Genomic DNA, 21976 nt, shown 5'->3' with positions numbered 1-21976 from the left:
TAAACTCGTTCTATTCTTAAAAAAAGGACTGATTTTATTGGAAACACATGAAGAATTGGATAGAGGATTAAAAAATCGTCACGTCCAATTGATTTCAATTGGAGGAGCGATTGGTACCGGTCTATTTCTTGGTGCCGGCAAAACCATTCAGCTGACGGGTCCTTCGATTCTTCTATCATACATGATTACAGGCTGTATTATCTTCTTGATCATGCGGGCTTTGGGCGAACTGATGCTGTCGAATTTGAACTATCATTCATTTTTAGATTTTATCGCAGATTATTTAGGGAAGAAGGCGGCCTTTGTAACTGGTTGGACCTACTGGTTTTGTTGGATCGCCATCGCAATGGCCGACCTGACCGCAACCGGAATGTACGTAAACTATTGGTTGCCTGATATCCCCCAATGGCTGCCCGAATTGATCGCACTGGCCCTGCTTCTCGGCTTGAATCTGGTCGCCGTCGGACTTTTCGGCGAGTTGGAATTCTGGTTCGCCTTGATTAAGGTGGTCGCAATTATTGCTTTGATCATCGCTGGCGCCGTCATGATCCTTACTGGGTTTAAAACCAGTGCTGGATCTGTAACAGTGAATAATTTATGGCAACATGGCGGTTTCTTTCCAAAAGGTGCAGGGGGCTTTGTCCTCTCCTTCCAAATGGCGACCTTCGCTTTTTGCGGGGTGGAATTAGTTGGGCTGATCGGCGGCGAGACCTCTGATCCAAAATCAGTGCTGCCGAAAGCCATCAATACGATCCCACTGCGAATCATTTTATTTTACCTTGGGTCATTATTTATGATTATGTCGATCTATCCCTGGTCAAGTCTGTCCGCAGATCAAAGCCCCTTCGTACAGGTCTTTTCTGAAATTGGGATCGCGGCTGCCGCTTCCATCGTTAATTTAGTCGTACTAAGCTCCGCCATGTCTGCCTGCAACAGTGCGATCTACAGTACAAGCCGAATGATTCGCTCACTGGCGCAGGAGGGCAGTGCGCCGAGTCGCTTTACAAAATTGACACGCAATCGTGTTCCCGGCAATGCCTTAGTATTTTCAACCCTCATCATTTTTATCGCAGTGATCCTGAACTTTTTTGTACCTAGTCACATTTTCACCATGATCAGCTCGATTGCGACGATCTGCTTCATTTTCATTTGGGGAATGATCGTCTTTACGCATATGCGTTATCGCAAAGCAAATCCAGAGCTGGCCGCAAAAAGTACGTTTAAGCTGCCGCTGTTTCCTTATACAAATTATCTGGTGTTTATCTTTCTCGCTTTTGTCTTGTTCGTTTTAGCACTAGCTACAGATACCCGTGAGGCATTGATCTTCTCACCTATTTGGTTTATCGCTCTTTTTGCGATTTATCATTTTAAGTTCGAGAAAAATATACCGATATTCGGCAAAATTTTTCATCTTTTTGATAACAACGATTAAAATCAGTTATTTATTTCTCTGCTTGCTTGTATAACATTTTCACAAAAGTTAAGCCGCCCTCCAAACAATAAGGTGTTGGAAGACGGCTTTTGTTTATTCGTATGTTTACCCTTCTCCGTTGTCCTTAAATAGGTGGCTCTCACGGCGAAGCTGGTAGATTTTATGAATATTGATGATCAGTGTCTTGATCACAGCGTAAACTGGGATACAGATCAGCATTCCTACGATCCCAGCAACACTTCCCGCTCCAATCAAAACAAGGATAATGGTTAGCGGGTGAATATTCAGCGACTTGCCAAACAGCAGCGGTTTGATTAAATTACCATCTAATTGCTGAATGACTAAGACAGATAGCCCCATGTACAATGCTTGCAGCGGTGAAATAAACAGACCGACAATAATCGCCGGCACGGCTCCGATAAATGGCCCAACATACGGAATAATATTGGTAATTCCGCAAAAAAGAGCCAGCAGCAGGCTATAGGGCTGTTGGAAGATCGTCATTGCGATAAAACTCAAAATCCCAATAATGAAAGCGTCTAAAACGGTACTGCTGATATAAGCAGATAAGGTCTCATTTAATTCGCGCACCGTTTGACGCAGCTCTTTACGAATTGATAAGGGAAAGAAATGCGAAACAGCATCTAGGAATTTGTGACCGTCCTTAAACATAAAAATCAAAATGAAAGGAACCGTAAACAAAAGAACGAAAAATTTCATCGCGAAGCCAAAAAGCCGTGACAAGCTGGTAGTCACACTGACGATTCCGACTTTAAGCAGATTGTTGATCGTCAAATTCGCGGAAGCCAATTGTTCTTCCAAATTAAAGTTTTTGAACTCCTCTTTGTTAGCCAGTTCATTTAACCAACGACCAGATTCCTCTGCATAAACAGGCAGATTTTGCGTTAGCTGAACCGTTTGCTCGATCATTTTCGGAACAGCATTCATCATGATCAGAACAATGATAAAAGCAATCACGACAAATGATAGGAGAAACCCGATAACACGAGGGACGCCTCCTCTTTCCTCCAAAAAGACCACGATTGGATCGAACATATAGTAAAGAAAGCCGGCGATCAATAGAGGCATCAGGATTGCGGAGATCATGCCCAATACAGGTTCGAAGATATTAGGCATTTGTAACAGAAAATAAATCCCTATGATCGTTAAGACAATCTCAGCCGTCCAAAAAAACAGTTTTGATTGTTTGAAGCGTGATAGCATAAAAGCCTCCTTAAAAAAATTCTTATCCCCCAGGATATGGCTTCATCTTAACATTTCTAGTAAGAAGTAAAAACGGCTTTATTAAAACTAAAGGAAAAATTTTATTAAAACCCAAAACTTAGCTATTTGTATAACTAGAAACTCTAGGTGCTTACTTTTTCAAGCCAAAATAGTTTACAAAAAAAAGAGCGGATCGCTCCGCTCCTTTCATTATTTCAACCGTGTCACAAAACGTTCTAAACGTTGAATGGCTTCCTTCAGCTCATAAATCGAATACGCGTATGAAAGTCGTAAAAAGCCTTCTCCGCTTTTCCCAAAAGCCGATCCCGGAACCACAGCCAGCTTCTCTTCCTCCAGCAATCGCAAGGCAAACTCCTCACTACTCAAGCCAAATTGACTGATTTGCGGAAAAAGATAGAAGGCTCCCTTTGCCTTATAACAAGGCAGGCCCATTTTCTCCAACGCATGATGCAGATAATTTCGACGTTCCTCATAAGACAGCCGCATCGGCTCCACGGTCTCCTGCCAATTGTTTTTCAGTCCAGCCAGCGCCGCATATTGACTCGCAGTCGGAGCCGCCATGATCGTATATTGATGAAGCTTCAACAGCTGCTCCATAAACATCTCTGGTCCTGCCATAAAGCCTAGTCGCCAACCGGTCATCGCAAAGCCTTTTGAAAACCCGTTGATAACGATCGTCCGTTCACGCATTCCCGGAAGCTCCGCAATGCTGGTAAAGGGCTCGTCATACACAAGCTCCGCATAAATTTCATCAGAAATAACTAGCAGGTCATGCTTTTTCACTACATCGGCGATTTTAATCAACGCTTCGCGATCCATCGTTCCGCCGGTCGGATTATTTGGATAGGACAAAATCAAAATTTTGCTTTTTTCGGTCAATACACCCTCAAGCTCTTCTGGTGTCAACGCGAAATTGTTCTTCGCCTGCAAATCGATCGTTACTGGCGTACCGCCAACGATTTGCGTGATTGGTTCATAGCATACAAAGCTGGGCTGAGGAATGATCACCTCATCACCTGGATCGACAAAGGTCCGCAACGCTACATCGATGGCTTCGCTTCCGCCGACCGTCACGACAATTTCAGTCTTCGGATCGTAGCTGACCTTATTGCGATAAAGCAGGTAATCGCTGATTTTTTCACGCAGCTCGATCAGACCGGCATTGGCCGTATAAAAGGTGCGACCTTCTTGGATCGAACGCACGCCTTCTTGTGTCATATGCGACGGTGTGTCAAAATCCGGCTCACCGACACCTAGAGAAATCGCATCAGGCTGTTCAGAGACGATGTCAAAGAATTTTCGAATACCCGATGGTTGAATATCTGTAATTTTTTTCGTCAAAAAATTTCTCATGGGCTCACCTGAATTCTAGGATCTGAGTCATCTTGATACATATCAATGCCCCACTCCTTGTATTTGTCTAACAGGAAATGCGTCTGTGTTCCAGAAACATCAGGAATCGATGCTAGGTTAGTTGAGATGAATTTCGAGATTTCTTTGATGTTGCGGCCCTGCAGCAGCAGAACAAAATCGAAGCCGCCGCTGACGAAAAAGAAGGATTTGACCTCAGGAAACTTCCGAACACGTTCAGCGATTTCACGATAACCCTCTTCCCCTTTAGGAATTGTTTGAACCTCGACCAAGGCCTCGATCCAATCATCCTCCACCTTATCCCAATCAATCAAGGCACGATAGCCGCAAATAATTTTTTCTTCTTCCAGTCGTTTGATTTCTGCAGAAACGATCACTTCTTCTTCGCCCAGCATCACCGCGTATTCTTCCACAGTTAATCGACAATCGGATTCGATCAGCTTTAATAGTTGCTTGCGTTTACTTTGTTCCATATGAACGTCTCCTTCAGTTTTACATTTTATTCGATGGTTTTAATCTTTTATTTATTATTCCCAAAAAAAGAAAAACTGTCAAATTATTTTGAAAATTCATAAAATACTGACTACATTTCGGCAAGGTTACTATTAGGCAAAAATTTTTCGTTTTTCTATAACACAAACACTTGGTTTCATAGTACAATAAACTGGATGAGCAATAAGAAAAATGCGTAGAGACAGGAGGATTGGGAATGGAACAAGTAGTTGAGATTTTTATTGAAAAACAGCGGCAGCGTTTGGCCGACGGCAAGATCCGTCAAGAGGAGTATGAAGCCTTTTTAGATGGGATCAATGATGCCCTCTCATTTTTAGGGATGCATTATGTGAATGGTTCGGAAACCGTTGAAAAAGATGATCGCAAGCCGGCGACCTTTAACGAGATCGAGGAAAAATACAAGAAGTTCCGCGAAGTGGCGATGTACAAAAACAGCTTCTTACGCGTATCAGATATTATCAAACACTCTGGGCAAATGACAGATGAACTGAAAAAGATCACCAATACTGTAAAAGAAGAATTATAAAGAAGCGGATCTCCGCTTCTTTTTTATTTGAAAATCCACAAAACTATGCCCAACTAAAAAGTCTTTTTCAAAAATACTTAACAAAATGAAAGTAAATGGGTCTAACACTATCATAATCAATAGTGTTAGACCCATTTGACTTTACGCCAGCTCATTCGATGAGGAATAGATTTTTATCCCTTCATCAATAGTTCATTGTAAAATGCCTGCCCGATTTCCTTCAGCTCACTTTTATTGAAGGACTTTGCAATCCAGGTTGGCATCGGCTCTGCCACTGTTCCATAAATCTCGATCATCACTTGAATAAAGCTTTGGGCATTTAATTGATCGATGGCTTTGCGCAAACGTCTAGCTGGTTCCAGCAACTGGCTTTCGATCTGACGAGTTCGATAGCAGCGATAAATAGTACGCCCTTCCTCTGCTGCCAGTGAGAACAACGGCTGCTCCTCCGCGATTGCTTGGAGACTCTCCTGTTTGTAGCGATCATAACGCTGCTGCCACTCTAACAGTTCACCATATACGATCTCAATTTTTTGCTTGCGAACAGTAGACAAGGCACTGTAGAAGTCAATCGGCAATTTTTCTACTCGGCGATCTCGTTTGATCCAAGTTGCTAAAGTAGACTGAGGAATGCCAGCTAGCTTACCGAATTGTTCAACAGTGATGCCAAGGTCCCGTCGAATATACATTTTGATTGGGTGCTCGATCGCTGTTAGTGTCATGGTTTTCACCTATTTCCTTTGCGATATTTATACTTCATTATATAATGAACACAAAAAAATACCAAGGCGAAAAGCATACTGCTTCATCGCGCCTTGGCTGCTACTTTCTCTTTCTCGATTGACTCAGAACCTGATCGCTCAGCTCTTTTGCTTCGTTGATCCGACGCTCAGTCATCGCCTTTTGTCTTTCCATTCTCTGCTTTTGCTTCTCCAAACGGGCAATCTCGTTTTCTGCTCGGTGCCTATCATTCCCATTCAATGACGAAAGCTGTTCCTTGCGTTCATTAATCTCTTTGTTGATGTGCTCCTCCCAATCAACCATCACTTGCTTCCATCGATCAGGATCTTGCTCACCGCTTGTTTTCATTGAATCCCGCAGCAGCTTAGAATAGCGCCGCATCGAATTCCCCCAAACCTGATTTCGGTCTTGGAAATAGTCTGCCTGCTGTTCATCATCTAACGAAGCAATCAGACTGTCTTCTTCACGATCAATGATGTTTTGTAAAAAAGCTAAAATCGGCAAAATCAAATAAATGATCAACGCCGGCCTTACGTAAAACAGCCCGAAGATCAACACTACGATTCGAAAAATAATTGACAACAAATCCTGCTTGTTCAGCTCGTTCACACGCCGCTTCCGTTGTTTTTCACCTTTAAATGACTGCTCTGTTAACGCTACGATCAAACGCCGCATCACTAAAGTCACGATCAGGGTCAGGACACCATAAATCAAGAGGGTCTGTTTAGTCGTATCTTCGATCAGCAAACGCGTAGCTGACGGAACCAATGATAAGAAAAACAGCAATAGCAGATAAATCACCAAGTCCTTGTTTTTGACCTGCTCGATTTTATTGAAGGCATAGCCTGTTTGAAACCACAGATTCGCCACAAAACAAAAACTGATAAAATAGATTCCCACCGCTCGAAATAATGAGACCATATCAACCGCACCGTTGGCAGCTGTTTGAATAGGTAATTCTAAGACAATGATTGTCAAAATAATCGCAATGATCGCATCACCAAAAACGACAACACGTTCCTTCATATTTTCAGCTCCTTTCGATTCTTCTGACTTATCATATAACAAATGTGCCAAAAGGGATAATGAAAAGAATGGTCGTTAGAGAATACGATTTTCTCTCGATTAGCGGGTTCCTTTATCACAAAAACAAGGCATGACCATCAAATGATGAGCATGCCTTATCTCGCTTATTTTTTATTTTCTCAAATGTCTGCAGGCTATTCACCGATTGGCAGAATCAATTGAGATTCCGCTAAATCTAACGTGTACTCAATCGGTTGATTGCCGCGAACAGTCATTCCAAAATCTGTGCCATAAACAGCTAAGCCGATTTGACGCCCTGCTGGCAAATGATACATCGTTGGATGCAGAACGACTTCGATTTCAACAAATTCATTGGCCTTCAACTCATCGTTTTTCCAAGCATTCTCACGATTTTGCAGGTTGATGTGCCCACGAGTGATCAGCTTATACTCGTTCTCCGCCCCTAATTTGAATTCTACCAGATTGTCTTCACGCCAATTTCTGCCTAATGGCAAGCCATGCAGTGCTAAAACATCTGGTACAGGCTTCAGGCGTTTCGCTGTGCCAAAATCGATCAATTCAAAGCTCAGCATCCCTAGATCGACACTTGAAGCTACTTTGATTTTCACCTTTGGACGACCGTTTAAGAAGGTCGCTTCATTTAAAGCTTCTGTCTTCGCTAAATAGCGATGACCATCCATCGGTCCAGCTTCCTTCAGCTCTTTTTCCCACAAATCAATAGCTTTCGTGTAGCTTTGATATTGTGCTTCAGGCAATTGGTCATTGAATGTGAATTGACCTGAAGCCGCTGTTTCCGCTAAGTTGTTTTCACCCAAGTGATAAACTTTTTCGTTAGCAGGCGCCCAATCCTTCAAGGTAGCCCATGTTTCAGCCGCAGTATTCTTTTGATAAACAATGTCTGGCAAGAGTTCTTTCGCATTGTTCTCTACGCCATAAAGTTTATGACTCAGCCACAAGTTCATCATATCTTGGAAATCCAGTGACGGCATATTATTGATATAGATGTGCTGTCCCTGATGCAAGATCATTTTCTTCGCAACCGGTACATCCTTCAACGCATCCCACAAACCCGCAACCTGTCGCGGCTTCACGTTCCAGTCATTCAGTCCATGAACCATCACTACATCGCACTTGATATCTTTAATAAACGGCAAATAGTTGCGCTCATCCCAGAAAGTATTATAATTTCCATACTTCCGGTCCTGCAGCTCTGCCATTTCTTTCAAGTAATCCAAGAAAAATTTCTTGCTGTGAAGGTAATCGCCGGCATTGCGCATCTTACTGAAGGTCTCGATCGCCAAAACATCAGCGTCTTCACCCGGAAATCCGCCCGGCGCTATAACCAAGCCGTTATCACGATAATATTGATACCAATCAGAAATCGCCGCTTCAGAGATGATGGTTTCCAGCCCTTCGACTTGACGCGTCGCACAAGCAGTCGCTAAAGTACCAAGGTATGATTTTCCCGTCATTGCCACTTTGCCGTTGCTCCACCATGCTTTGATTGCGATATTATCCGTCCGATTTGTGAAAGCACGGCGATTGCCTGCTAACCATTCGATGTAGGCAACCATTGACGTCGTCTGTTCGACAGAGCCGCAGGTTTGGATTCCATCAGAATCTCGTGTACCAATCCCTGAACCATAGACTACCGCAAAGCCGCGAGCTAAGAAGAAATCATTCAAGCTATGATTATTTTCGCGAACGAAGGTCTCTGTAGCATGGGTCGCTTTCCCTTTGACTTCCCGTTCTGCCGGCAATTCTGCTGCTGCCGGCTTATATTGGATTTCTTCGTAAGTCGTCTCTGTTGGTTCTTTGCGCTCCAACGGAACATTCACATCATAGGTCAATTCCTCGCCTGCTGGTCCGTTGACTCCTTGACTGTATGGGCTCGCTGTAAATAATGTTGCCACCTGCAGCCCAGCTTCCGTTTCGGCTGGCCGTAGAATCTCCAGCTTCAACAGATCACGTTTTCCATCTTTGTCCGTATCAAGCGGCGCCTCGACATAGACGACTTCACGAATTAAACGAGAGGTATCGAAGACCGCCTGCGCTTTTCCGTTGAAGAAAAATGGCTTGCTGACTTCCTTATCCAAGTAAAATCCTTCTGAAGCAAGTTTATCAAGATAGTTCAGTCCATTTTTTGTATGGCTTGTTAATAATAAATACCACGCCTCAATAATCGTGTTCTTATCGGAAAAATCACCATCAATCATTGGTATTCCGATTTTTTCAGCCTCTGCAAGAACATCCTTTGCCGCAAAATCAATCGTCGGTTCAAAGTCTAATTGCTGCAGGCCCATCGTATAAAAAACTTCTTTCGTTAAAGGAGTATGCGCTTGATAAAATTCCGCCAGATCCGTCGCTTCATCTGCTAAGAAATTGCCAAGTTTACTAATAAAGCCGCTTTCTTCCTTTACTGTTAAAAAGCTTTTGCGTAAAAATTCAAACCATAATTTCGTCGCATTCTTTGCTGAATCGATAGTTAAGAAACCTGCTTCGGTCAATTCCTTCTTCGCTTCATCTAGCAGAACACGTTTTAAACCAAATTGATTGATTTTCATCTACTTCTCTCCTTTTTTCAGATAGTATAAGTATAACAAAATACTCCGACTTTTCGGTTAAAGTTCAATGAAAACGCTCCCTTGCTTCTTTTAAAAAATAAGCCGCGAATAATGATTTGTCATTAAGACACCGCATTGCTGCTACGGATATAGAATTACTGACAAGTGCCTCCGTCCAAGAAATTCAAGAGGAGTGCGTAGTGGTGATGTATGATGGCAAAGAGAAAAAAATCCCGGCAGACACAGTGATTGTCGCAGCAGGCTATGACCCTATCAACGATTTGGAAGAGGCCCTGCCACAAACGCTTGATGTGACAACGGTCGGTGACGCGGTAGCTTCACGAAAAATCATTGATGCCGTCCATGAAGCCTATCATTCTATCCGTGTCATGTAAATTTCGGACATTCTGAAGAACAGATCAGCATAACTAAACCCAATCCTTCGTTAAATGAACCAAGGATTGGGTTTTCATGCTTGATGGATCTATTACTAAAAGAAGTTTCATTCCCTCATGTACCAGTGCCGAGCTTTTTGTTAAAATTATGGTAGAACCGATGGTTTATTTGAAGGAGGGAATTTTATGGAAGAAATGGTATTTTGTCAAAGCTGCGGCATTCCGCTAAGAGAAGGCCTATATGGTACTGAGCATGATGGTGCTAAAAATGAAGACTACTGCCTTTATTGCTATAAACATGGTACCTTCACTGAAGACTGTACAATGGATGAAATGATTGCCATCAGTGTGAAGCATATGAAGGAAGCTGGAATGCTGGAACAACAAGGTCAGACCGAGGCAGAAGCAAAAGAATTTATGGAAGGCTTTTTCCCAGATTTGAAACGTTGGAAAAAGTAATCTGACAAAACCTCTTCGCATTTTTTGCGGAGAGGTTTTGGTTAGGTAGACTGGATCCTTTCACTACTTACTTCATCTGGCAGCTTTAGCTGTGAGCTTAGTATACTGGCCAAAAAATAGAGTCCCGCAAAAACAAACAAAGTAATATTCCCGCCAAATCGTTGAAACAAAACCGTTACCAGCATCGGCCCAAAAAAGTTGCTGAGTCCTGACCCCAGGTTTAAAACAGAGACTGCTGTAACCTTATGCTCCGGTACCATCGAAGGGATCAATGCAGAAAGCGGTCCAAACGCGGCAACCCCAATCGCAAAAACCGAAAATGCCAGAACTAGAAAAATGAAATTACCTGGGAAATAATTAATGACTACTATCAACAATAAACAAGAAAAGCCCGTGATACTCCCAGAAAATAAGGTGACGATTTTGCGCCAGCCAAACTTATCCCCTAGCTCGCCGAATAAAATACCTGCGATCGAATTAATCACATAACACGCGGCCCACGCACTGCTCCATTGCAGCAATGTGAAACTGTGCTGCAATAAGAAAATCGGCATCATGATCACAAATCCAAATTGGCCGATATTATTAATCGCTTTGACCAGTAAGCCTAATGTCAGACGTGGAAAGCGAAATAGAATTTGTAATCCCTCCTTCATTTCCCCTGTAATCGATTTGGAAGCTGCTTCAGCTTTTGCTTCCTGACATAATAAAATTGAAAGTATTCCACCGACCAGGACTAAGAAATTACCTAGCAGAAAGACAGCATAGACACTAAAATAATTTAATAGCTTCGTCGCTAACACCGGACCCACAATGGTCATGCCCAAATTGAAACACAGCCAAAACCATGAAGTTCCTCGTCCCAAATTCTTTGCAGGTGTTTGAATCGTTATCGCCACTAAAAATGCGTAAGCAAATAATGGATACACTGTTCCCCGAAGCATATATCCCGAAAAAATCAACATGGATTGTTTTGCTGCCACCCCTGTTAATAAGACGCCTGTACTTAGGAGCGATAAAAATATACTTGACAACATCACCTTATTTATCGAATAGCGCTTGACTAGAAAGCTCGTGATCCATGAAAAGAACGCAACAAATATCCCATAGCAGCTAAACAATAACGAGGCTGCCTTTACTTCGAAACCGATTGTTGTTAAATAGGAAGAAAACCAGCTTGTTTCGATTGTCGCACCCAGCATGAAAAAAATTAAACCCACATAACCCCAAAATAGTCCGCTGGAAATACCTGTCTTTTCAATAATTATTTTTTTCATTTACTCTTCCTTTACTAAAAGACTGAGATGATTGGTATCATCCCAGTCTCAGGTTACTTGATTAAGAATGTAACAACACTGTATGGATCAACTATTTCTGTATACTCCAAAGGTTCTTCTACTGCATTGATTCGTAAAACCTTGTTTCCAATGAATAGCTCCCTGACTGGTAACTGGAGTTTATTAGCCGTCGGGTTCTCAAAACGCACGATGAAAGCAGAAGAATCATAATAGGAACGATGCAGACTACTAATGAATAATTCTGTTTCACCAAAATCAAGTAGGCTATACTCTTTTTCCTGAAGTGACAGCTTCGTTTCAAAGGTCTGGATTTTATTATCGATTCGCTGTACGAAATAATTTAACGCTTGTTTTTGATAGGATACGGATGGCTGCAGCAACTGATTTTTCCAATGATGGAGTTTTTCTACTGGTAGTACAGACGCATCAATTCTTAAATCGAAATCAAAACGAATATCTTGTCCTAACTGTTGAGCCAAAGGTGTCTCCATCATGATATGACCTTTTTTGGTTGTATCACCAGAAGCACGCCCTGGTCGATACAGCAGATCAGGTTTTCCCAAACTATCTGTTGTCGCCAATAGCGTAACCCACAGTCTGTTCGCTTGATACTCATATTCCTTACTATCCTGAGTAAAAAGTGTCAATCGATAATCCTGTGAAAGACCACTGACAATTTTCTCAAAGGGATTCACATTCACCGGCATTTCAGAATAGATTTCTTCCCAATGTTCCAGCGGCTGATTTTCACGAGTGATCATACCGAATGGCAAGCCCGCTTCAGCCTTCACAAAATCCTGCAGACCTCTAAGCTGCAAACGAACTCGATGGTTCATGACGGCGTTTTTGAATGTAATTGAACCGGAAAGCTGTCCCTCTTTTTTCAATGTTAAAGTCATTTGATAAGAAAAAGTAGTGTTGTACTGTCCTGCTTCTCGATCAGTCATCGTTTTAGGCAGCTTCATTTGACCCTGCAAGATCATCTTTTGCTGTCTCTCCTCAATCAAGCATTCGCAATGATCAAAGCGCAATGTTTCTTCTACTCGGTCTTTGATTGGTGAAAAATCATAGGTGTCTCCTGCATTGCCTTCTTCTACTAAAGAAAGAAAATCTTTGAAGACGGTACCTTGGAAGTTCAGATTAACCATACCATCCATAAACTCTACTGAAAGCTCTTTGCTAGAGATTTTGCTTTCTTTACCCACATATCGTTTCAACTCGTTTTCCGTTTCTTCAAAAGCGAAGACTTTATAACCTAACCCTGGCAGCTCGCAAGTTAGTTCAACCGTTAAAATGTAATATCCCGGTTCTGTGATATAGCGATTGCCAGCAGGTGTCTCTTCCAAAATATTCTCTCGACTAGCAACAAATTCTTGTTGGACCACGACTGACTCAGCGGTTAAAAATTGCACATTTGGTTTGGATGAAAGCACCGTGACCGTTTTAGTACCCTTAAATCTATTTGGCGAAGTATTTACTACCAAAATTTCATTTTGATTTAGTGCCAAATAATCAGCCAATTGTTTTAAAATCGTATTTTCTATACTATCGCAAATTTCTTGTGCTTCCTTTAAGCGATGCTTGATATCTTCAGCAACACTATCTGAAACACATCCTGCCAAGCTGTCATGGGCTTGCGATTCTAATAATTTTTTCCATGCCAACATTACTAAACGATTACTTAATTTAATTCCAACTTTTTCTGCCAACACCATTAATGGCTCGATTCGTTGAATCAATTTGTCTTCTAAATGGAAAATCATTTGCTTTAAATCCATTCGAACAGACCCGATAGTTTTATGCACACGAGCCAGAACCGGCTCACGGAATTCTCCAGAATAAATTTCCAGCTCTTGCTGCTTCACATACGCTAAAAAATCCTGATAAGTGCTGACTTGATAGGTATATTTTCCTAACTGATTGATTTTTTCAATCTTTTCGGTAAAGTCATGAATAATTGCTAACTGATCATTTCCAGAGGGAATCAAAATCTCACTGTCAGTATATTGCTTAATAAAATCGATTGCCGGATCAAGACGACCATCGACGTACTCCGTTGTGGGCTCCAATAACATGCCTGTGCCATATCCTTGAGGTAAGCTCAAAGCGGTCACTTCTGATTTCCCGTTCAAGCCCCGCCATTTGAAATAGGGTGATTTGACATGTTTATTCAAATGCAAACCACGCCACATTATGATGCTTTCCAATCCTGCCTCTTTTAAAATCACTGGAATCTGCGCATTAAAGCCAAAAGTATCAGGCAAATAACCGATTGGCATATACTCTCCGTATTTCTTGCTTTCAAAAATACCGATCATCGCGTTGCGTAAAACCGCTTCGCCAGTAGTAAAGAACGCATCCGATTGTGTATACCACGGACCAATAAACAATTGCTTATTGGTCACCAATTCCTTAATGTCATCTCGGCGCTCTGGATATAATAGTAGATAGTCATCCAAGATCGATAATTGACCATCTAAAACAAAACTTGCTTCTGGATGCTTTTTCAACTCATCAATTGCGTCTGAGAACAACTGGTCACTTAACACTAAGGCATCCATTGAGGTAAAATACCACTCACGATCCCAATGAGTATGATTTACAATATGAACGTTTGTCATTAGCTCTCCCACTCAGCTTCATCAAATGTGTACTCTTCTTCTTCAATCGGATTCAAATCAATTCCTTGATCATTTTTACGTAATAACACACTGGATATCGCAACAAACAATGATCCTGTTGCAATCGACAAAACATAGATCGGCCATTTTTCAACAGTAAACCAGCCATAAAAACCACTGATTGGAGCTTGGTTGACCGCACCTAGACCAACTGCCATCGCCGAACCGATTGCTGAACCAATCACAGTTGACGGAATAACTTTTAATGGACTTTCAACTGCAAAGGGGATCGCTCCCTCACTGACACCAACCAATCCCATAATAATTGCTGACTTTCCGGCTTCACGTAATTCTGTATTGTATTTTTTCTTTGCAAAAACAGTTGCCAGCCCAAGTCCGATCGGTGGAATAATAATCGCTACTTGTGCCGCAGTATTTGGTGCATATACTTGACTAGTTAATAAAGCCATCGCCGTTGTGACTGCTGCTTTGTTGACGGGACCTCCTAAATCAAAGCCGACCATCGCACCGACGACCGCTGCCATGATAATTTGATTTCCGCCACTTAAGCTGTTCAACCAGTTCTCCAAACCAATATTCAAGGCCGCGAACGGAACCCCAATAATATAATTAATGATCAATACAGTCGATAAGGTTCCTAAAACAGGAATCAAAAAGACCGGAACGATCGATGCCATTGATTGCGGTAATTTCACATGGTTACGAATCCAAAGGCAAATGTACCCTGCAATCAATCCTGCTGCAATAGCACCTAAGAAGCCAGCATTGATATCCTTCACTAGCATCCCGCCTACTAAACCAGGTACAATTCCCAGTTTGTCAACAATTGAGTAAGCAATAAATGCTGAAATGACAGGGAACATTAAACCTAACGCGGTCCCGCCAAAGCCATCAATACTGTGAAGCAGACGTATAAGTCCATTCGCGCTCTCTGCATATTTCGCATCCCAAATATCAGTCAGTCCGTACAATGAACCACCCACACGGGATATTGCCATAATGACGGCACCTGCAATTACCAATGGAATCATGTAACTAATCCCGGTCAACACATGATTTTTGATTTCCGACAATACTTTCTTCATTATCTATTCCTCCTAATTAATTATTATCAACTATGGCCAACGCGTCACTGATTACTTTTTCTGCGTCCTTGATCGGTGCCGCCACAGGAACCTTCAGTATCTTCTTCCCAGCGAAACGTTCCTCATCACGAACTTTGGTATCTACTGCAAAAATTACCACCTCACCAATCTGACAGTCCTTTTCTGTCAAAGCATTATCAATTCCTGTCGCACCTTGCGTCTCTACTTTTAATAGATACCCCTTCGCTTTAGCTTCCTTTTTCAATGCTTGCGCCGCCATAAAGGTATGAGCAATTCCTGTCGCACATGCTGTGACTGCAATAATTTTTCTTTTCATAGTTTTCTCCTCCGTTTAACTTAGAATTTCTACAATTTCATCAGCCTTTGTTGCTGTTTTTAATTTTTCTACGACCTCATCATCCATTAGCTTTATCGCAATTTCAGAGAGAATGGATAAATGAGTTTCCCCTTGTTGACTATCCGGTATAGCTAGCATCACTACTAATGACACAGGCTTTTCATCCAATGCCTGCCACTCCACTTCGCTTTCTAATCTGGCAAAAGCAATTGCTGGCTCCACAACAGTTAATGATTTTCCATGGGGAATCGCGATACCATTTCCAACGCCCGTGGTTGAATGTTCTTCTCTTGATAAAACGGAGGAAACAAAGACCGCTTCATCTTTTAATAAACCTTCGGCAGACAACATTTTAGCCATTTCTTGGATAGTCTCTTCTTTCGTCGCAGTTTTTAATGCTAGATTCACACGATTGGTGTTTAATACTTCTAATACTTTCATTCTTTAAGTCCTTCTTTCAAATAAGCTAAAATTTGTGGCGCATCTCCCTTTACTAGATAGCCCTTTTCGTTTTCATCAATAATTTCTAATAAAGAATCAAATATTTTTTCTAATTGTTGGGGATCCTCATCTTTTACACAAAGAAAAAAGACAAATCGAACATTCGTACTTCCCCAAACAAGCTCATTTTTCAGTCGTAAAAAACTGATCGCTGATTTTTTGACAAACTCAGGATTTCCATGAGGTGTCGCAAATTTTTCAAAAGAGGTATAAGAAAAATGCTCCCGTTCTACAGCGCTCTTTATTATCTCTGTCGAAGCATATCCTTTCTCAACTAATTGCTCGCCGATAAATGCCAGCGCATCCTCCATTGCCTGAAAGTTTTCATCTAAGAAAATCAATTCTTTTTTGATCAGGCGGCTAAACTCATAATTGCGCTGACTGATTCCTTGATTTTCCTGTAATAATTGTTGAATTCGCTGGCGATCGATTTGGCTAAGAATCGGCGAAACGACTAAAAGCCGCTGTTCTGGCAACGAGATATTCACTGTAGAAAGAACCAAGTCCTCTGAGATGCTAGTATTGTATAGCTCCTGTACCGAAAGTATCCGATTGATAATCAGTTCTGGAAACGCTCGTTTAATTCTTGCAGCTAGCAGCTGTGAGGTTCCTTTCCCACTGCTGCAAACCAGTAAAACTTCAATTTGAGAATCATCCTCAGACTTCATTCGCTCTCGATGCGCCTGTAAATGTACAGCCATATAAGCAACCTCATCTTCTGGAATAAACAACCGATAATGCTTTTCCAGCATCTGCTTCAAGCTCAACGCCTCATCAAACGAGATAGGAAAATTCTTTTTGATATCCTGCGTATAAGGGTTATTAACAGGCAATTTATTTAAGATTCGTTCAAGGGCCAGCTTGATATGTTGAGATAAGGTCATGATGGCCTCCCGATCATCGAGACTCGTATACTGTTTAATAATTTCAGTAACTGCATGTTCATCAATCCGCGATTCCTTCACCAATTCTTGATTCAGGTGATTGAAATATATTTGAATATAGGTAATTTCAAGCTCAGGTATTTGAATCTGAAAAGCTTCTTCCAATTTAACAACCAATCCTTCCAGCACTAGCTCCTTTTTCTTCCCCTCAGTGTCTTTTTGGACATTGATCAGCTGATGATCTTTGATTCGTTCTACCGCAATCAGCAAATGTAAAATCAATGATTGATAATTCAAATCGCTGATCCGAATATCATTTTGAGAAATGAACTGCTGCAAAATGATATTGATCTGCTTTAAGTAGTCAATATTGACAAAGTTTTGAGCAAAACGCGGCACGCCTTCAATCAAATGTAAAAACTGTCCATTCTGATTAATAATCTGCCAGTTTTGTCCCCAAAAATAATGAATCAAATCCAACGCTAGTTTTCTGCGTTCATACTCCATGATGTTCAAAAAGGAGCCCTTACCAGGAATCTTTTCAATTGTCACATGGAAATAAGCAAAAATTTCATACACTTGAACCATGTCTTTCTCTAAAGTTGTTTTGCTGACAAATAGCAAATCGGACAAGTGGGCTAAAGTGAAATATCCCGAATTGTTCAAAATTTCAAAACAAAGGTATTGAACCCGTTCTTCTCTAGTATTTGGCACATCACGATCAGTCTGCTGATTTAACAATTGATAGCCAAGCGTTTTATCACCTAGAATAGAGACACCAATTTTTGGCTTTCGACTTAGTACTAAATCACTCTCCTTCAAAAAATCGGCTATTTTGTCTAATGATTTTGAAATGGTCTTATTGGATAATTTCATTTGTTTAGAAATTTCGGTGATCGTTAGTTGATCATTTTTTAATAAAATTGCGAACACCTCATAGTCACGTTTATCCATTTGAATCACCCATTCCCTTTCCTGTATTTATCATATGATGAAAGCGTTTTTTAGAAAACACTCTCTTTTACACCATTCAATCCTGTAAAAAGTTGGTATACTTTTTCAAAGCAGCTTTTACTGTATCATTTACTATCACCAAAGCATATTAAAAAAGCGGGCAAAGAATCGTGTTTACGACTCTTCGCCCACTTTTTAGCTGTTAAATACAAAACACCTGCTGTTTCTTGAAATTTCAAAAAGATTTTATAACGCCTCATATTAACCCTCAACACCAGATAAGCAACACCGTCTGTTCACATCATTTTCTTTTTATGCTAAACAACGAATTATCGCAAATTGGTTGCTTGAACTGTTTTTTCTAAAATAAGGGTCGAAGCGAACACGATACCACCGAATAAAAAAAGTAAATATGGAAAAATCGTCAATGTAAAACGATCTGCTAATACACCTAATGCAGGGGGTAAAAAGGTCGTTCCTGTATAGGCCAAAGCGAGCTGTAAACTCATGATACGGGCAGAATTTTTTGTTCCGAAGCGCTCGGGGGTCTCATGAAGCATAGTTGGAAAGATCGCCGCAGAGCCTAGTCCAGTAAAAATGAAACCTATTGCTGCAAAATTGCCTTTTCCTATTATCAGAAAAACTACACCTGCCAACAAAAGGCCTTCACTTATGTAGAGCAATTTACGACTAGATAAGAAGAACGTGAAGAAACCAGCCGCAAGTCGGCCAATGGTCAAACTAGCATAATAGCTTGAAGTCATAAATGCCGCAGTCGAAATAGGAATATCTTTTACTTTAACTAAAAAGCTGCTGCCCCATAATCCCATACATGCCTCGACGCCAACATAAAAAATGAAGCAGATCAGCGAAAAAATCACTCCCGGCTGCTTGATCAAAGTCAAGAGCGAATCCTGTGCTTCCAGCGAGTGGGCTGCCTGCTTCGGCTGCTTCCACTGCTTCCGAGTAAAATAAACAACGGTAACTAACATGAATTGCACTCCTGCTAAAACCAGATAGCCGCCCCGCCAATTTTGATTTCTTAAAAAGACACCCATAATAATCGGACCAAGGGTTGCCCCTATCCCCCAGAAGCCATGCAGCCAATTCATATGATGAGCCTTATAATGCAGCGCAACATAATCATTCACCGCAGTATCAATCGCTCCTGCTCCCAATCCCAAGGGAATCGCACTGATAATTAAAAAGACAAAATTCTTTGAAACAGAAAAACCACATAAACCAATCACCGTAAAGAGAATGCTGCAAACAATTAAATTACCGACTCCGATTTTTTGAATCAGCTGATTGGTTTGGAAACTTGAGAGAATCGTTCCAATGGAGACCACCATGGCAATGATTCCGGCAGAGCTAGCAGCTACATTAAACTCTCCATTCATACTTGGCCAAGCAACCCCTAAAATAGAGTCCGGCAATCCTAAACTAATAAAAATCAAATAAATCAACCCTAAAAACAGTATACTTTTCTTCATTTTTACCTCATTTTCTTTTCTCAAAATCAGAATGTCACTTATCTAACCTTATTGTACAGGAGTATAAAATTTTTAAAACGTCTCTTTTAAAAGAGTTTAGGATTTCTATGGTTTTCAAAACATGCAAGAAAAATGACCTTCAAGCGGCTTCACTTGAAGGTCATTTTTTTATACTAATTCAATATATTTTTCATTCTTCTCTAAATGATGCAAATAAATCAATAAACGATCATACAACTGATCATTGGCTTCTTCAATGGCAGCGCCAAGGTTTTCACCAATTTCTTTAACGGTTCGTTTACCATCGATTTGCTGAAGAATGAAGCTGCCGTATTTATCCAGCTCCATCTCAGAGGTTTCTGGGATCTTATAATGAATCTTGCGTAAGACTCGTTGGATCCAGGCATTTTGTTCGGTGATGACAAAAACGATGCCATCACGAATTTCATAATGCAGTCCTTCTTTGATTCGGTAAACACGCTTTAACAGCTCTTCCGTTTCCGGATTCACAGCATTTGGCTGTTGATTAGTCATTGTGTTTCACTTTCTTCACACTTAACAACGGCGCAATGATTGCAACGATTAAGATTGCAAGCAACAAGAATGCTGAACCATTAGAACCTAAGAAGCCTGTTGGTGTTCCTGGAGTTACTACGCCCGTTACTTGTAAAATGATTCCGATCAAACCGATAATTGAACCACCAGCGATCAAACCAGATGACAAGCTGACACCAAGAGTGATACGTTCTTCTGCAACTTCTTCTGTTTCTTTTTTGTTTAATTCATCAATTAAACGACGGATCAACGCACCAACTAAAATGATTGAAGTTGTTGAGATTGGTAAGTAGAAACCAATCGCAAATGTCATGATTGGCACCTTCATGAAGTGTAAAACCACACCCATTGCGATACCAGCGATGATCATGTGCCAAGGCAGAGAGCCAGACGTGATCCCTGAAGTTAATGTTGCCATCAAGTTTGCTTGTGGTAAACCAAATGGAGGGTTAGAACCAGTGATTGCTAATTGTGGTGACAAGATAACCATCATACCAGTAACGATTACCACACCTACAATATTAGAAATCAAGAAGTAACGACGACCTTCGTTGAAGTTTCCGCCCATTACAAACGTAACTTTTTGTGACTGAGCATAACCGCCGGCTACTGAAATTGCTAATACGATAAATGTACCAAACAACAGTAATTGTTGCGTGTTTTCAGCTGAAGTCCAGCCCATCATTACAAATACTAACGTTAAGATAACCATTGAAGCGATTGTCATACCAGATACTGGCAAGTTTGATGTACCGATCGTACCAGTCAAACGACCTGCAACGATAACAAATAGGAAGCTTAAGATAATGGACAAAATACCTGCTACAAGTGCCATTGCAATACTTCCAGTGATCACAAATCCCATAACGATACCGATCACAGCACCTACGATCAATGGCAGCATGCCGCCGCCTTCTTTTTCAGAACCGTCTTTGCGGCCTTTCAAAGTTGCAGAGATCGATGAAATGATGGTAGGGATCAATTTGATTGCACCGATCAATCCACCAGAGATCATCATACCAGCACCGATGTATTTAACATACGAACCAGAAATTACGGCAAAGTTTGAAGCACTCAATAATTGAGAGGCATTATCCCAAACATGTGCATTGCTGTTCGCCATTTCCATGAAGTAACCAAGTAATGGTGCGATCGCGAAGTTCGCTAAGATCGAACCAGCAAACATCAAGACAGATACGTCCATTCCGACGATAAATCCGATACCTGCTAATAATGGATTTACTTCTGTTTCAAATTTCCATTTATAGAAACTTTCATTGACATAACTGATAACATTGTTCATGATTCCAAAGACAGAACCAGTTAACGCAGTTAAGACACCACCGATACCGAATCCGATACCCATGTATTTAAGTGAATCGCCACCAGTATCTGAAGCGACTAATGTTTCAGAAATAGCCATTGCTTCAGGATAAACCAGTTTACCGTGTTCACTGACTAGCATGTAATCTTCCACAAGTGAGAACACACCAACACCGAGTAAGACAGCGCCGACTCCGATTCCTACACCTTCGATGAAATTCACTTTACCGCCAACTAAGATTACGGCTGGTAATACGAAAATCATACCTGATGCTACAGATTCCCCACCACTAGACATTAATTGCAATAAGTTCTTACCTAAAATGGTTTTAGGTTTTACAAATAGAGCGACTAGCCCTGATCCAATAATTGCACCTGGAATACCTGCTGCTACAGTCAAACCAGCCTTCATACCTGAATAAGCGGTCGATGCTGCAAATAGTGCAGCAAGTAAAATACCTAAAATCATAATGATTGGTGAACCTGATTTTTTAGGCTTATCAGCTACATACGGGACATAATCTTTCCCTGCTACTCCACCAAAAGCGTCTTTTGAGAGTTTTTTCATTATCTTTGAAATTCCTTCCTTA

General features: G+C 41.2%; 19 protein-coding genes. 4 read left to right on the top strand and 15 right to left on the bottom strand.

The genetic code is table 11. The annotated features are described in order from the left end of the window. Positions 1-37 precede the first annotated feature (37 nt). Positions 38-1432, top strand: coding sequence for an amino acid permease (locus IGI67_RS21400; protein ID WP_429959197.1), 1395 nt, complete (start codon positions 38-40; stop codon positions 1430-1432). A 105-nt stretch (positions 1433-1537) separates the two neighbouring features. Here the strand turns inward: IGI67_RS21400 and IGI67_RS21395 are convergent, their stop codons facing one another. The 3 genes from IGI67_RS21395 to IGI67_RS21385 form a co-directional block, all read right to left on the bottom strand. After that, the gene (locus tag IGI67_RS21395) at positions 1538-2656 is read right to left on the bottom strand and encodes an AI-2E family transporter (RefSeq protein ID WP_429959196.1); all 1119 of its coding nucleotides are present in this window, start codon (positions 2654-2656) and stop codon (positions 1538-1540) included. Positions 2657-2866: 210 nt separating this feature from the next. Then, a complete protein-coding gene (locus tag IGI67_RS21390; protein WP_207107327.1) occupies positions 2867-4030 on the bottom strand; it encodes an aminotransferase class I/II-fold pyridoxal phosphate-dependent enzyme in 1164 nt (387 codons plus the stop codon). Beyond that, positions 4027-4521 carry an Lrp/AsnC family transcriptional regulator gene (locus IGI67_RS21385; protein ID WP_207107326.1) on the bottom strand — a complete coding sequence of 165 codons (495 nt, stop codon included), beginning with the start codon at positions 4519-4521 and terminating at the stop codon, positions 4027-4029. The genes IGI67_RS21390 and IGI67_RS21385 overlap by 4 nt, the downstream gene beginning before the upstream one ends. A gap of 236 nt (positions 4522-4757) precedes the next feature. Here IGI67_RS21385 and IGI67_RS21380 point away from each other — a divergent pair, with 236 nt between their 5' ends. Beyond that, positions 4758-5087, top strand: coding sequence for a hypothetical protein (locus IGI67_RS21380; RefSeq protein ID WP_207107325.1), 330 nt, complete (start codon positions 4758-4760; stop codon positions 5085-5087). 173 nt (positions 5088-5260) lie between these two features. On the opposite strand, the gene IGI67_RS21375 is transcribed toward IGI67_RS21380, so the two are convergent. From IGI67_RS21375 to IGI67_RS21365, 3 genes are all read right to left on the bottom strand, one after another. Further along, positions 5261-5809, bottom strand: coding sequence for a hypothetical protein (locus IGI67_RS21375; protein ID WP_429959195.1), 549 nt, complete (start codon positions 5807-5809; stop codon positions 5261-5263). A gap of 100 nt (positions 5810-5909) precedes the next feature. Continuing rightward, the gene (locus IGI67_RS21370) at positions 5910-6854 is read right to left on the bottom strand and encodes a TMEM175 family protein (protein ID WP_429959194.1); all 945 of its coding nucleotides are present in this window, start codon (positions 6852-6854) and stop codon (positions 5910-5912) included. Between the two features lie 194 nt (positions 6855-7048). Further along, positions 7049-9439 (bottom strand): Xaa-Pro dipeptidyl-peptidase, encoded by a 2391-nt coding sequence (locus IGI67_RS21365; protein WP_429959193.1) that lies wholly within the window; start codon positions 9437-9439, stop codon positions 7049-7051. A 200-nt stretch (positions 9440-9639) separates the two neighbouring features. Between IGI67_RS21365 and IGI67_RS21360 the strand changes: the two genes are divergently transcribed. Both IGI67_RS21360 and IGI67_RS21355 read left to right on the top strand, forming a co-directional pair. Further along, positions 9640-9834: a hypothetical protein gene (locus IGI67_RS21360; RefSeq protein WP_429959192.1), complete on the top strand. Its 195-nt coding sequence runs from the start codon at positions 9640-9642 to the stop codon at positions 9832-9834. Between the two features lie 186 nt (positions 9835-10020). Further along, positions 10021-10293: a zinc ribbon domain-containing protein gene (locus IGI67_RS21355; RefSeq protein WP_207107319.1), complete on the top strand. Its 273-nt coding sequence runs from the start codon at positions 10021-10023 to the stop codon at positions 10291-10293. Positions 10294-10334: 41 nt separating this feature from the next. Here IGI67_RS21355 and IGI67_RS21350 read toward each other — a convergent pair whose 3' ends face one another. The 9 genes from IGI67_RS21350 to IGI67_RS21310 form a co-directional block, all read right to left on the bottom strand. Beyond that, positions 10335-11570 carry an MFS transporter gene (locus IGI67_RS21350; RefSeq protein WP_429959191.1) on the bottom strand — a complete coding sequence of 412 codons (1236 nt, stop codon included), beginning with the start codon at positions 11568-11570 and terminating at the stop codon, positions 10335-10337. Between the two features lie 53 nt (positions 11571-11623). Beyond that, positions 11624-14212, bottom strand: a complete 2589-nt coding sequence (locus IGI67_RS21345; protein WP_429959190.1) for an alpha-mannosidase — start codon at positions 14210-14212, stop codon at positions 11624-11626. After that, on the bottom strand, positions 14212-15318 hold the full coding sequence (locus IGI67_RS21340) for a PTS fructose transporter subunit IIC (RefSeq protein ID WP_429959189.1): 1107 nt from the start codon (positions 15316-15318) through the stop codon (positions 14212-14214). The genes IGI67_RS21345 and IGI67_RS21340 overlap by 1 nt, the downstream gene beginning before the upstream one ends. Before the next feature lie 16 nt (positions 15319-15334). Then, positions 15335-15655, bottom strand: coding sequence for a PTS fructose transporter subunit IIB (locus IGI67_RS21335; RefSeq protein ID WP_429959188.1), 321 nt, complete (start codon positions 15653-15655; stop codon positions 15335-15337). 15 nt (positions 15656-15670) lie between these two features. After that, positions 15671-16117, bottom strand: a complete 447-nt coding sequence (locus IGI67_RS21330) for a PTS sugar transporter subunit IIA (protein WP_429959187.1) — start codon at positions 16115-16117, stop codon at positions 15671-15673. Then, a complete protein-coding gene (locus IGI67_RS21325) occupies positions 16114-18015 on the bottom strand; it encodes a BglG family transcription antiterminator (RefSeq protein ID WP_429959186.1) in 1902 nt (633 codons plus the stop codon). The genes IGI67_RS21330 and IGI67_RS21325 overlap by 4 nt, the downstream gene beginning before the upstream one ends. 329 nt (positions 18016-18344) lie before the next feature. Beyond that, positions 18345-19508, bottom strand: a complete 1164-nt coding sequence (locus IGI67_RS21320; protein WP_429959185.1) for an MFS transporter — start codon at positions 19506-19508, stop codon at positions 18345-18347. 168 nt (positions 19509-19676) lie between these two features. Next, entirely contained in the window at positions 19677-20042 is a 366-nt protein-coding gene (locus tag IGI67_RS21315) for a PqqD family protein (RefSeq protein WP_207107312.1), read from the bottom strand. Beyond that, positions 20035-21954: an OPT/YSL family transporter gene (locus IGI67_RS21310; protein ID WP_207107311.1), complete on the bottom strand. Its 1920-nt coding sequence runs from the start codon at positions 21952-21954 to the stop codon at positions 20035-20037. Before IGI67_RS21310 ends, IGI67_RS21315 begins: the two co-directional genes overlap by 8 nt. Positions 21955-21976 lie beyond the last annotated feature (22 nt).

The sequence above is a fragment of the Enterococcus sp. AZ196 genome, from assembly GCF_050498845.1.
Lineage (GTDB): Bacteria > Bacillota > Bacilli > Lactobacillales > Enterococcaceae > Enterococcus_A > Enterococcus_A murrayae.
This window is presented reverse-complemented; position numbering and strand designations above follow the sequence as displayed.